Origin of the sequence: Halomonas qinghailakensis (assembly GCF_025820815.1) — a bacterium.
Lineage (GTDB): Bacteria > Pseudomonadota > Gammaproteobacteria > Pseudomonadales > Halomonadaceae > Vreelandella > Vreelandella qaidamensis.
Genome location: NZ_CP096973.1, coordinates 2,029,282 through 2,041,982, shown reverse-complemented (window position 1 = coordinate 2,041,982; position 12,701 = coordinate 2,029,282). Strand labels below are relative to the sequence as shown.

Genomic DNA, 12,701 nt, shown 5'->3' with positions numbered 1-12,701 from the left:
TATAAAAAGGCAGGTTTATAAAAGATAGGTTTAGCAAAATAACGTTCAAATAAAGCAGGACTAAACAATGACTGAACAATTAAAGTATCAAAACGGCTTTCATAACCACTTTTCAACCGAAGCGCTGCCAGGTGCACTGCCGATTGGGCAAAACTCACCGCAAAAGTGCGCTTACGGTTTATATGCAGAACAGCTCACTGGCTCCGCATTTACAGCACCACGTCATCAAAACTTTCGTAGCTGGCTTTACCGCATTCGCCCTTCAGTGGTTCAAAGTGCTTACCAGCCACTAGAAAATAACAACGACGTACACACCGCCCCATTAGAACGCCCAGCAGCCGACCCTAACCAAATGCGTTGGGACCCCGTTGCGATACCAGATGCCCCGACTGACTTTATTGATGGTTTATTCACCATTGCAGTCAACGGGGATGCAGGCACCCAGGCTGGCGTGGGCGTACATGTTTATACGTTCAATGAAGACATGACCGAGCGTTTTTTCTACAACGCAGATGGCGAACTGCTCTTCGTTCCGCAGTTGGGTGCTATACGCCTGCGCACCGAATTTGGTGAACTTGAGATTGATAACGGTGAAATTGCCGTTATTCCTCGCGGTGTGAAATTCCAAGTGCGCAGAGCGCAAGGTGTCGATGCTGCGCGAGGATATATTTGCGAGAACTACGGCAGCCCGTTAGAGCTACCCGGCCTTGGGCCTATTGGGGCTAACGGCTTGGCAAACCCGCGCGACTTCCAAAGCCCAGTAGCGGCTTATGAAGATCTAGAGGGTGATTACCGCTTAGTGGCTAAGTTCTCTGGTCGTTTCTGGGAAACTAAACTAAACCATTCGCCGTTAGACGTAGTGGCGTGGCACGGTAACTGCGCGCCGTATAAATATAACCTCGCTAATTTTAACACCATTAACACGGTGAGCTTCGACCATCCAGATCCTTCAATCTTTACCGTATTGACGTCACCTTCCGATACAGCGGGAATGGCAAATCTGGATTTTGTAATCTTCCCACCGCGCTGGATGGTTGCCGAGAATACCTTTAGGCCACCCTGGTTCCATCGCAACCTGATGAGCGAGTTTATGGGGCTTATCCACGGTGAGTACGATGCAAAAGCCGAAGGCTTCACCCCCGGCGGTGCCAGCCTGCACAACTCAATGTCGCCCCATGGCCCGGATGCTGAAACCTTTGAAAAAGCCTCCAACGCTGAGCTTAAGCCTCAGTTCCTAGGGGATACGTTGGCCTTCATGTTCGAAAGCCGCTACTTATTCCATCCAACCCCCGCGGCACTAGAGGCTGACTTCCGCCAACGTGACTATGTGGATGTTTGGTCGACGCTGCGCTCGCACTTCGACCCAAGCAAGCCCTAACACTATCAAGCCCTAATACTATCAAGCCCTAATACTATTATGACGGGTGGGGTTTGCCTGCCCCGCCCTGACGACAAGGATTGAATCACCATGAAACTTGCAACACTTAACAAGGGCCGCGACGGAGAACTCATCATTGTTTCTCGCGACCTTTCCCGTGCGGTAAGCGCTGCTGATATTGCGCCCACACTTCAGTCGGCTCTTGAAAGCTGGGAAGCCGTTAGCCCGCAGCTTGAAGCACGCTATGCGCAACTAAACAGTGGCGACGCTGAAGGTGCTTTTGCGCTTGACCAGAGTGCCCTGCACTCCCCGTTACCGCGCGCCTACCAGTGGGCTGATGGCTCCGCCTATCTAAACCATGTCCAACTGGTACGCCAGGCACGTAATGCCGAAATGCCCGAAACCTTTTGGACTGATCCGCTCATGTACCAGGGCGGTAGCGACTGCTTCCTGGCACCTACCGAAGATATCGAAGCGGTGAGCGAAGAGCATGGCATCGATTTTGAGGGCGAAATCGCCGTCATTACCGATGACGTGCCGATGGCTGTAACGCCCGAGGAAGCCGCCAAGCATATTAAGCTAGTGATGCTGGTTAACGATGTCAGCCTGCGCGGCCTCATTCCAGGCGAACTCGCTAAAGGCTTCGGCTTTTTCCAAGCCAAGCCTGCCTCTTCTTTTTCGCCCATCGCGGTGACCCCCGATGAGCTGGGCGATGCCTGGCAGGATGGCAAGGTACACCTACCGCTGACCGTGCACCTGAATGGCGAGAAGTTTGGCGAGCCAGAAGCGGGTCCCGATATGATTTTCAGCTTCCCGCAGCTGGTTGCCCATGCGGCCAAGACCCGCTATCTCGGCGCGGGCGCGGTCATTGGTTCGGGCACTGTTTCCAACCCAGACCCGGATGGCGGCCCTGGAAAACCAGTGGCTGACGGCGGCGTGGGCTATAGCTGTTTGGCCGAAGTACGCATGGTCGAGCAGATACTGTACGGCCAGGTAAAAACTCCCTTTATGCGCTTTGGCGACCGAGTGCGCATCGAGATGTTTGACCGCGATGGCAATAACCTGTTTGGTACCATCGATCAGCAAGTCGTAAAGTACCAGCCCAAATAAGCAAGACCAGAAAGACAACATAAGGAAGGCAACATGACGACGCTTTACGGCTATTTTCGCTCGTCGGCTGCTTACCGGGTGCGGATCGCCTTAAACCTCAAGGGCCTGGACTATGACCAGGTCCCAGTTAACCTGGTGAAAGGCGAGCAGCGTGGCGGCGAACAGCTGGCGCGCAACCCCCAGGGGATGGTGCCTAGTCTAGTGCTAGATGATAGCTCAGTGATTAACCAGTCGCTGGCAATCTGTGAGTACCTCGATGAGGCACACCCCGAGCCCGCGCTGCTGCCGGTTGACGCGTTAGCGCGCGCAAGAGTTCGTGCGCTTGCTCAGTCAGTCGCTTGCGAGATTCATCCGCTCAACAACCTGCGGGTGCTCAAGTATCTCGTCAGGGAGCTGGGGGTGGATGAGGCGGCGAAGCTAGCCTGGTATCGCCACTGGATTACCGAGGGCTTCACAGCATTGGAAGCAATGCTTTCCGCTGACTCGAATACCGGTGATTTTTGCCATGGCGACACCCCGACGCTTGCGGATATCTGCCTGATTCCCCAGGTGTATAACGCAGAGCGCTTCGAGTGCGATTTGTCAGCCTACCCGACGATCCAGCGTATCGCTGCCCACTGTCGGTCGCTGCCAGCGTTCGAAAAAGCCGCACCCGAGACGCAGCCTGACGCCAACTAAACCAAGCAAAAACAAGTTATACTAAGCAGGCTAACATAAGCGGGCGTCTTTCCATTCGGAAAGGCGCCCGTCTCGTGTCCGAAGGGGCATCACGTCCAACCATAAGGAGTTAAGCGGTGCTAAAGCTGCCCTCTTCCGCCACCGTCTTGGCACTAGCCGCGGTGACTGCACTTGGCCCGCTGGCAACGGATATGTACTTGCCAGCCATGCCCGCCATGGCAGACGCGCTGAATACTGGCCCAGACCGAATACAGCTCACCCTTAGCCTCTACATGGCTGGATTCGCCCTGGCCCAACTGCTGTGTGGCCCGATCTCTGATCGCTTTGGACGCCGGCCGGTGATGATCGCAGGGTTATCACTATTTCTTGCGGCAAGCCTACTGTGCGCCTGGGCACCTAACGTCGAATGGTTACTAGTAGGCCGCTTTTTGCAGGCCTTTGGCGGGGCAGCCGGCCCCGTGCTAGCACGCGCTGCGGTGCGAGATATCCATGGCCCCATCGAAGCTGGACGCATTCTCTCGTATATGGCCAGCACCATGGCACTCGCCCCGGCCTTAGCGCCAGTGGTGGGCGCGGGGTTACTGCTGTTTTTTGGCTGGGAATCGGTGTTCGTGGTGCTAGCGCTCTACGCGGCAGTGATGCTGGCGGTGCTCATTTTCATGCTGCCCGAACCCTTGGCGATAGAGCAGCGGCAGTCGATCCACCCAAGAACAATATTGGCAAACTTTCGCCTACTGCTAAGCCAACGCGCCTTTCTTGGCTACACCTTGGTGAATGCGGCCGCTTTTTCGGGGCTGTTCGCGTACCTTTCTGGCTCATCCTTTGTGCTCATCGAGTACATGGGCGTCGCCCCTACCCTGTATGGCGTGCTGTTTACGCTGATTGTCGCGGGCTTCTTTGTCGGCACGCTGGTCAGCGGCCGCTATAGCCACCGCTTGGGTCGTGATCGTCTTATCACCCGGGGAACGGTAGTCTGTGCGGCAGGGGGCGTGATCATGGCCGGCTTGGCTGCCGTTGGTATCCATCACCCGTGGGCGGTAGTGGGGCCGCATATGGTGTTCATGCTGGGGGTAGGCATTTTGATGCCGCAAACAATGGCCGGTGCACTGGCGCCCAACCCTCAGTGTGCAGGCGCGGCGTCTTCTTTATTTGGTTTCCTGCAAATGACGATTGCCGCTGTGGTAGGTGGCTTAGTCGGGCAATTCCACGACGGCAGCTCGCGCACCATGGCATTGACGATCGGGCTGATGGGGCTGCTCGCCCTGACAAGCCACTGGCTGCTGGTACGCCGCCAAAAAGAGGCGTAGCTGAAGCACTGTCATTCCCAGCCACCACACCCCGTCATTCCCGAGTCACCTCACTGTCATTCCCGAGTGGGGTTATCGGGAATCCACCTTGACCTTGGCCGTTGAGGCTGGGGTACGAAAATCAAACTGGATTCCCGCTAAGGGCATGCGGGAATGACGAAGTGACGGAGCATGCAGGAACGAGGAAATGGCAGGACATGCAGGAACGACGAAGTGGCAGAGCATGCAGGAACGACGAAGTGGAAGTGTCATCCCCAGCCACCACACCCCGTCATTCCCGAGGGGGATTATCGGGAATCCACCTTGACCTTGGCCTGCAGCAGCCCGAAAACCCAGCCCATCGGCTAATGCCAGTCAGCCTTAACTGACTGGCATTATACTCATTGCGTGGCCTTTTTTACCTATATTGAGTTGCCTCAAGCAGCTTCGACAGCGATGGTCTTCGAGCGACCTTCACGTAGCTCCTTCAACAACGTCTCGCGGCGCTCGTTGGCTTTCTCAGCGGCAGCTTCGCGAACGGGCCCGAAACCACGAATCTCTTCTGGCAGCTTAGCAAGCGCTAAGGCCGTGGCGTGATTCGTGCCATCAAGGCGAGCCACTAACTCATCCATCAACTGCTCGTAGTCAGCCAACAAGATGCGGTCGAGCTTACGATCAGCGCTGAAGCGGAAAGGATCAAGCGCCGTATTGCGCACACCGCGCATCTTGGCCAGCACACCCATTGCCTTCAGCACCCAGGGGCCGAAGCGACGCTTCACCGGACGCCCTTGCGCATCTTTACGACCACCCAATAGCGGCGGTGCCAAATGGAAAGTTAGCTGGTAATCACCCGAGAACGTGGCTTTAACCTCATCCAGAAAATCGCTCTGGGTGTAAAGGCGCGCCACTTCATACTCATCTTTATACGCCATCAAGCGATACAGCTGATGGGCGACAGCCTCACTCAATGATTGACCACCGCCTAGCGCGGCTTCTGCTTCGCGCACTTTCGCTACCTGGGTAACGTAACGCTCAGCCCAGGCACGGTTCTGATAGCGCTCCAGGTGGCGACTATTACGCGCTACCACGTCGTCTAGTGTGGCATTGGCGGACAGTGGCATCGTGTCCAGATGCTGCTGAAGGTAGTCGGGCTCTACCGCTGCCAGGCGTCCCCAGGCAAATGCCTGACGGTTCTTCTCAACGGCGACACCATTAAGCTCTAGCGCACGCTGCAGCGCAGGTTCAGAAAGTGGCACTAGCCCCTGCTGCCAGGCAAATCCCAGCATCATCATATTGGAAAAGACCGTATCCCCTAGCAGCTGTTCGGCTAGGCGATTGGCATCCAGAGAAGCAAAGCGTTCATCTCCTACCGCTTCACGCAACATGTTAAGGCGCTTGCTGGGCTGCATATCCGCATCGCGATAAAGGACATAATCTGCCGTGGCTAGCTCAGCAAGATTCGCCACGATACGGGTGGTCGGCTGCAGCACATTCAGCGCTTTCTGCGAACTGGCCACGACCATATCGCAAGCGATCATTGCATCGGCCTGACCCGCTTCGATACGCACCTGATTCAGCTCGCTGGGCTGTGATGCCAGACGCACATAGCTAAGTACTGCCCCACCTTTTTGCGCAAACCCCATAAAGTCGAGCACGCTGCTGCCCTTGCCTTCTAGGTGTGCTGCCATGGTGATCAGCTGGCCGACAGTCACCACGCCCGTGCCGCCAACGCCACCCACCAACAGGTCATAAGGGGCAGCCAAAGTGGCAATGGAAGGGTTAGGCAAATGTGATATACGCTTCCAAAAGGCGTTATCTGCCGTGACGCCTTGCCCCTTACGCAGCCCGCCACCTTCAACAGTGACAAAACTGGGGCAAAAACCGCTGACGCAGGACATATCCTTGTTACAGGATGATTGATCGATCTTGCGCTTACGGCCTAGCTCGGTCTCGCGAGGCACTACCGATAAGCAGTTGGACTGTACGGAACAATCACCACAGCCTTCGCAAACATGATGGTTAATGAACACTCGGCGGGCTGGGTCTTCCATCAAACCACGCTTGCGCCGACGGCGTTTTTCAGCCGCGCATGCCTGGTCATAAATCAACACGGTGCAGCCAGGAATTTCGCGCAGTTCACGCTGTAGCGTGTCCATCTCTTCGCGTCCGTGGAAGGTCACCTGCTTAGGAAATTCTTTTTCATGCCCCCGGTATTTTTCAGGTTCGTCACTGACCACCACTACCCGACGAACGCCTTCATCCAGCGACTGCCGAGCAATCATCGGCACGTTTATTTGTCCATCCACGGGTTGGCCGCCCGTCATGGCAACCGCGTCGTTGAACAAAATTTTGTAGGTAATATTAACGTTGGCAGCCACGGCTTGGCGCACCGCCATGGAGCCCGAGTGAAACCAGGTGCCTTCGCCTAAGTTCTGGAAGATATGACCATTACCGGTAAAGCGGCTCTTGCCCACCCAGTTAACGCCTTCGCCACCCATCTGAATTAACGATTCGGTGCTACGGTCCATCCACGAGGCCATAAAGTGGCAACCGATCCCCGCCAGGGCTTTACTGCCTTCAGGCACCTTGGTCGAGCTATTGTGTGGGCAACCGGAGCAGAAATACGGCATGCGGCGTACACCACCGAGCTCTTTCACGCCTGCTTGGCAGGCATCAACGGTTGCCAACTTGTCGCTAAAATCAATGTTGAAAAAGCGCGCTAAACGCTCGGCGACAAAGCCTGCCAAGAGGCGCGGGCCTAGCTCTCCCACGAAGGGAATCAAAGGCTTACCAGTTTCATCCTGCTTGCCGGTAACGATAACCTCGCCTGGATGGTCGGGTTCCGACATGTACTCTTTCAGCTGGCTTTCAATAATGCCGCGCTTCTCTTCAATGACCAGCACTTCGCGCTTGCCATGAATAAACTCAAGAATGCCGGGTCGATGGAGCGGCCACACCATCCCGACTTTGTATATTTCCACCCCCAACTCACGCAGCTTCGCTTCATCCAGCCCCAATAAACGCAGCGCCTCAAGTAAATCCAGGTGCCCCTTGCCTGTGGTCACCAGCCCAAACGTCGCCTGTTCTTGGCGAAATAAGTACTGATCAATCGGGTTGGCCGTGGCAAACGCCTGAACGGCGGCCAGCTTGTGCTCAAGACGGGTCTCAAGCTGCGGCCCCGGCAAGTCAGGCCAGCGATAGTGCAGCCCGCCTTCCGGCATATCGAAAGCTGGCGTTACATACTCAGGCAAAGGTGGCACCTCCACCGACGCGCCGCTCTCTACGGTTTCAGAAACAGCTTTGAACCCCACCCAGCAACCTGAGAAGCGTGACAGTGCATAGCCCCACAGCCCGAAGCGTTCATATTCCGCCAATGACGCGGGGCTCACTACCGGCATAAACCACGCCATAAAGGCGACATCCGACTGGTGTGGCATTGAGGACGACACACACCCATGGTCATCACCCGCGACCACCAGCACACCGCCAGTCGGTGAGCTGCCGTAGGCATTACCGTGCTTTAACGCATCGCCCGCGCGATCAACGCCTGGCCCTTTGCCGTACCACATGCCGAAGACACCATCGACCTGCCGCTCAGGGTCCGTTTCCACCTGCTGGCAGCCAAGCATCATGGTGGCTGCCAGGTCTTCGTTGATCGCCGGGACAAAATCGATGTGATGCGCTTCCATAGCGGCTTTCGCCCGCCAAATCTCTTGGTCTACACCGCCCAAGGGCGAGCCACGATAGCCACTGATAAGCCCTGCCGTATGGCGACCATCGCGGCGATCAAGCTCCGCTTGGCGTAAGGCGATACGCACCAACGCCTGGGTGCCGGTTAGAAAGATACGGCCTTCACCACGGCTATAGCGGTCGGCCAGCTGATAGTCATCAAGACGATTGTCATTGAGAGGATTGTCATCGAGTGCGTTATCGAGAGGTGGGGTAATAGAACCCGCCTGCTCAGCAATTGAGGGGGTTGTCATGAGAGATCACCAGTACGGTTGAAGAGTTATGGTTGTAATACGTTTGAGTCTAGCCAAGAGCGCACTAAAGGTGCTTGCTAATTCACTCTTCAAAAGCCTGGTTATTAATCATTACTTTCATTTTTTTAGTTTTGACGCAATGATATTCAACAAACCACAAATAAATGAAATACCCCTATGAAAGAAACGACCAAAGAAATCACCTTAGACAGGCATGATCAGCGCATCCTTACCCTGCTTCAGCAGCAAGGACGCATTACCAATAATGAGCTTGCCGAACAGATCGGGCTTTCCCCCGCTGCCTGCTGGCGACGGGTAAAAGCATTGGAAGAGAGTGGCGTTATCCGCCGTTTTGCGGCGTTAGTGGAGCCCAGCCTAGTGGGCCAGCCACTCTCAGCGCTGGTCATGGTGACGCTAGTTCGCCACCACATCGACAATACCGTCGAGTTCGAAAAACGCATTCTGCAATATCCAGAAGTGCTGCAGTGCTATGCCACCACCGGCAACGCCGATTTCGTACTACGGGTGGTGATCGAAGACATGGCGGCCTATGACCGTTTTCTGAATGAAAAACTCTTCACCTTGGACGGTATCTCCCAGGTCAGCTCCAATTTCGTGCTACGTAATATCAAAGAAGAGACTGCTATCCCGATTCGTTGAAACCAGACGCGCACCGTAGCGTTGACATAATAGCGATAGCTAATCCGTTCTAGATGACAGAGGGGAAGCGCTTTCCCCTCTTCACCTTCCCCTCTTCACTTTCCCTCTCTTAACTCGCCTTCACTTGCCTCTAACTGCCCTCTTCGTCAATTTGAATGCCCTCGCGCGCCTCATTAATCGCCGCTATTACTTGATCGATATCGGGTATTCGGTGGGCAAGTGCCAGGGCCAGCTGGGCAAGCAAGGGTGTGTGCTGTGTCTCAGGTACCGAATCTAGCGTGACAGCCAGCTGTTCATAAACCTGTTCAAGGTCGGCAAACGGTAAAGCGGCTTGTGAAGAGACTGTGGGTGTCGATATCGCGGTCATGCGCATTATTCTCCCAGTGCTGTCTTGAAGGCGCGGCTAAGGGAAGCCGCTTCCAGTGCTTTCCAGCGGGCGGTGATATGACGATCAGGTCGTACTAAGTAAGCACTTCCAGAACTGGCGTCATAACCCTCAAAGCAAGCACCCTGTTGATCAATCAAGGTGGTAAAAAACGCCGGGCTGGCATAACGGGCAATTACCAACACATCCAGACCGCTGTCGTGTTTCTGAAGGTCAACTAAGGCGGCCTGTAGTTCAGGCGTGACGCTACCATCCTCACTAAACACCAGCAGGTTAAACCCCGTTCCCAGGTGGTCGAGCAAGAAGCTGTTTTCGCCTAATCGGCGATTGATTAATGGTGCGCCAGGTATCGGGCCAGCGCTAAAACCGATGTCATCCTCTGCCGTCACAGGGCTTTCAGCATAGGTGTAGGGCGTGACTTGCCGTGGGTCGGCAAAACGGCTTGCGTAGTCGTTACGTAGAGCCAACGATAACGCGGCATCTCGCATCAACCGATACCCTTGACTGGGTGGGGTCATAAATCGAGTGCTCTTACCGGCATTCGCGAAGACTTCTAGTGTGGCACCGCGCCGTTCTGGGCTATAGCTATCCAATAGCTTCTCAGAAGCCTTGCTGTTCAGCACCCAGGCTAGCTTCCAGGCGGCGTTAACCGCATCGGCCAGCCCATTATTCAGCCCACGCACACCAAAAATGGGCACTAAATGGGCACTGTCGCCAATAAACAGCACACGGCCATGGCGGTAATCGTCGAGGGCCAACGTGTAGGCTTTGTAAAGGCTCCACCACTCAAGCTGCCACTCCCCCTCTTCACCTAGCATCTCAATAATCATGCCAACGCGTTCACGAATAGCGCTCTCGGTTACAGCCTGCTCGGGGCTTTCATTCGGCAACAGTTGATAGTCGATGCGCCAAATATCATCAGGCTGTTTATGCACTAGCAGGGTAGATTCAGGCATTACTGAAGGGCTGAAAAACGCCCTGCGCTCGGTCGGAAAGTCAGACGTCATGCGTACATCAGCAATCACATAGCGCCCTTCATAGGACTCACCGTGCAACGGCAGGTCAAACGACTTGCGCACAACACTACGCCCACCATCCGCCGCCAACAAATAGGCGGCTTCTAACTGATATTCGCCCTCTGGGGTAGTCACACGCAGAGTTACGCCGGTATCACTTTGCGTGACGTCGCTAACGGCCTGCTGCCAGCGCATTTCAATTAACGGGCTTTCCATCGCCTTATCGACCAGAAACTGCTCAATATACTGCTGTTGCAGGTTATACATTGGCAGAAAGCGCTCGTGCTCTGAATGCGGCATCTCAAAACGATAGACTTCCTGATCATGGAAATAGGAGCGCCCTCGCGTCCAGCCAAGCGCTTTGTCGATAAATTGCTGCTCGACGCCTAATTGTTGAAGAATTTCCAAGCTGTGGCGGGAAAGACAGATCGCCCTGGAACCATCATTGAGCGTCGCCTTATCATCAAGCAAGACTGACTGAACACCTTGACGCGCGAGTTCCAGCGCGGCGGCGACGCCGACGGGCCCTGCCCCCACAATGGCGACCCGGTGCTGTTTTTTCTCACCTTTTAATTCACCGGGACATACAAAGGGGAAATGCGGATAATCGAAATACAGCGAGTCAAGCTCACCCTTGCCTGCTGGTCGCATAGCACTCTCCTGTGACTGTTATTTTTAAAATGGAAGCGGTACGGAAAGGTGTATAGGCCGTATAGCGATAGCCTACACTGAAGGTTTCAAGGGGGTTGTCCCGTAAAAAGCGGGACATTTATAGCCCATCAGCGTTAACTCATTTCATGATGGCGGGGCACAAGTGAACAAAGCGGCTAACACCCAGCTAATCGAATGGGGAGCTTTACTGCCAAGCGTGGCAGCCTGCATCGAGGCAGTGGAAAGAGACAACTTCGAAAGCCAACTGCTTGCGTTATTGCATCAAGCCGTGGGTATCGAGCAATGTATGATTTTTGGCTGCTCAACGAGCGGCGACATCGACTGTTTGCTGGCCGCTAATCATCAGCTTCCGCGGGTGGCTGATCGCTTAGCCCATCTCTATGTGAGCGGCCTGTTCCGACAAGACCCTAATTACCGGCAGCTAAGCCAACTGGCAGGCAAGCAAGAACCTATAACTACCGACGCATTGACCACCATGCAGGTTGAGGCAATGTCACCAGCATATCGTAGTCATCTGTTTGCTTTTCCAGATCTTATCGACAAAGTATCACTCAACGTTGCTGCAAAAGAGGGGGCTTATTACCTTAATCTCTACCGCGGCCCTCAGAGGGGCCCCTTCACTGCCGCTAACCTGGATTGCTTAAATAGCATAGCGCCGCTGTTAACAAGTTTACTTCGGCGCCACTACAGCAACGCCCCTGCAAGGCCTGAACAACTTAGCGCCCGCGAAGCAGCCGCGCTGGCCCCGTTATCTGAGCGCGAGCGTCAGCTGTGTCTCTATTTACTGCGTGGCCACACGCTCAAAACCGCGGCGGCCAAACTCGATGTCGCTTTTTCAACGATAGAAACCTACCGCAAGCGTGCCTATGCCAAGTTAGGTATCGCGTCAAAAGCTGGCTTGGTCGCGCTTTGTAAAGCTTCAAGGTAGCGTTATTAACCCGCTCATTGCTGCTTAACGACAAGCAATACCGTCTCTAAATTTGTTTCATTTGAAACCAATTTGATCCGCATCAAGATAATTCTGCGCTTAGCGGTTGATACTGGCGTCATCGTCAATAACACCTGAGGGAGAATCATCATGGCTACTGCTAAAAAAACAGAGACCACCTCTTGGTGGGAACGCCTAACTGAGCGCTGCTACGCAACGTCGACCGCAACGCTCGCTCGCAACGTAAAACAGGAAGCAGGCGCTAGCTATGATGCGCTTATTAGTGATCTAGAAAGACCGCTAGAACCTCACTTCGAGCGAGAACTGGCAAAGCAGCTAGCAACCGACCAACCTGCTCATTTCAGCCCAGCCAACACCTTGATGCCCGTGATGATGCAGCGCTTTGGTCTTCAGGAGAAAAGTCTGGAAGAGAGCGGTCTGATCAATCATGCCGACTATGTTGCACTACGTGACAACTGCAACGCTTGTGCAGTCGTTGGCGAGTGCTGGAAAGCGATGCGAGCCAATGCCGAGCTAGATGAGTGCCGTCACCTATGCCCCAATGCAAACGCCTTTGATGCTTTAGCAGCACGCTAACGCAAAGC

At 54.7% G+C, this 12,701-nt stretch carries 10 protein-coding genes; 7 read left to right on the top strand and 3 right to left on the bottom strand.

Features of this window, described 5'->3' with window-relative positions; all coding sequences use genetic code 11:
* The first annotated feature begins 67 nt into the window (after positions 1–67).
* The 4 genes from hmgA (at position 68) to M0220_RS09600 (ending at position 4,473) form a co-directional block, all read left to right on the top strand.
* A complete protein-coding gene (gene hmgA / locus M0220_RS09615; protein ID WP_264017487.1) occupies positions 68–1,378 on the top strand; it encodes a homogentisate 1,2-dioxygenase in 1,311 nt (436 codons plus the stop codon).
* A gap of 90 nt (positions 1,379–1,468) precedes the next feature.
* Positions 1,469–2,488: a fumarylacetoacetate hydrolase family protein gene (locus tag M0220_RS09610; protein ID WP_264017486.1), complete on the top strand. Its 1,020-nt coding sequence runs from the start codon at positions 1,469–1,471 to the stop codon at positions 2,486–2,488.
* Between the two features lie 33 nt (positions 2,489–2,521).
* Positions 2,522–3,166 carry a maleylacetoacetate isomerase gene (gene maiA, locus M0220_RS09605; RefSeq protein ID WP_264017485.1) on the top strand — a complete coding sequence of 215 codons (645 nt, stop codon included), beginning with the start codon at positions 2,522–2,524 and terminating at the stop codon, positions 3,164–3,166.
* A 116-nt stretch (positions 3,167–3,282) separates the two neighbouring features.
* On the top strand, positions 3,283–4,473 hold the full coding sequence (locus M0220_RS09600; protein ID WP_264017484.1) for a multidrug effflux MFS transporter: 1,191 nt from the start codon (positions 3,283–3,285) through the stop codon (positions 4,471–4,473).
* 416 nt (positions 4,474–4,889) lie between these two features.
* On the opposite strand, the gene M0220_RS09595 is transcribed toward M0220_RS09600, so the two are convergent.
* Entirely contained in the window at positions 4,890–8,435 is a 3,546-nt protein-coding gene (locus M0220_RS09595; RefSeq protein ID WP_264017483.1) for an indolepyruvate ferredoxin oxidoreductase family protein, read from the bottom strand.
* Between the two features lie 177 nt (positions 8,436–8,612).
* Here M0220_RS09595 and M0220_RS09590 point away from each other — a divergent pair, with 177 nt between their 5' ends.
* Positions 8,613–9,095: an Lrp/AsnC family transcriptional regulator gene (locus M0220_RS09590; protein WP_030070938.1), complete on the top strand. Its 483-nt coding sequence runs from the start codon at positions 8,613–8,615 to the stop codon at positions 9,093–9,095.
* A gap of 130 nt (positions 9,096–9,225) precedes the next feature.
* On the opposite strand, the gene M0220_RS09585 is transcribed toward M0220_RS09590, so the two are convergent.
* Both M0220_RS09585 and M0220_RS09580 read right to left on the bottom strand, forming a co-directional pair.
* On the bottom strand, positions 9,226–9,462 hold the full coding sequence (locus M0220_RS09585) for a hypothetical protein (protein ID WP_264017482.1): 237 nt from the start codon (positions 9,460–9,462) through the stop codon (positions 9,226–9,228).
* Positions 9,463–9,467: 5 nt separating this feature from the next.
* Positions 9,468–11,147, bottom strand: coding sequence for an FAD-dependent monooxygenase (locus M0220_RS09580; RefSeq protein WP_264017481.1), 1,680 nt, complete (start codon positions 11,145–11,147; stop codon positions 9,468–9,470).
* A gap of 163 nt (positions 11,148–11,310) precedes the next feature.
* Between M0220_RS09580 and M0220_RS09575 the strand changes: the two genes are divergently transcribed.
* Together M0220_RS09575 and M0220_RS09570 are read left to right on the top strand one after the other, a co-directional pair.
* Positions 11,311–12,096 (top strand): helix-turn-helix transcriptional regulator, encoded by a 786-nt coding sequence (locus M0220_RS09575; RefSeq protein ID WP_030070941.1) that lies wholly within the window; start codon positions 11,311–11,313, stop codon positions 12,094–12,096.
* A gap of 150 nt (positions 12,097–12,246) precedes the next feature.
* A complete protein-coding gene (locus M0220_RS09570) occupies positions 12,247–12,693 on the top strand; it encodes a DUF6455 family protein (RefSeq protein ID WP_030070943.1) in 447 nt (148 codons plus the stop codon).
* Positions 12,694–12,701 lie beyond the last annotated feature (8 nt).

What these genes read in the sequence shown, in the direction of transcription:
- hmgA (WP_264017487.1), top strand. Translation starts at nt 68, where the DNA reads ATGACTGAACAATTAAAGTATCAAAACGGCTTTCATAACCACTTTTCA.
- M0220_RS09610 (WP_264017486.1), top strand. Translation starts at nt 1,469, where the DNA reads ATGAAACTTGCAACACTTAACAAGGGCCGCGACGGAGAACTCATCATT.
- maiA (WP_264017485.1), top strand. Translation starts at nt 2,522, where the DNA reads ATGACGACGCTTTACGGCTATTTTCGCTCGTCGGCTGCTTACCGGGTG.
- M0220_RS09595 (WP_264017483.1), bottom strand. Translation starts at nt 8,435, where the DNA reads ATGACAACCCCCTCAATTGCTGAGCAGGCGGGTTCTATTACCCCACCT.
- M0220_RS09590 (WP_030070938.1), top strand. Translation starts at nt 8,613, where the DNA reads ATGAAAGAAACGACCAAAGAAATCACCTTAGACAGGCATGATCAGCGC.
- M0220_RS09585 (WP_264017482.1), bottom strand. Translation starts at nt 9,462, where the DNA reads ATGACCGCGATATCGACACCCACAGTCTCTTCACAAGCCGCTTTACCG.
- M0220_RS09580 (WP_264017481.1), bottom strand. Translation starts at nt 11,147, where the DNA reads ATGCGACCAGCAGGCAAGGGTGAGCTTGACTCGCTGTATTTCGATTAT.
- M0220_RS09570 (WP_030070943.1), top strand. Translation starts at nt 12,247, where the DNA reads ATGGCTACTGCTAAAAAAACAGAGACCACCTCTTGGTGGGAACGCCTA.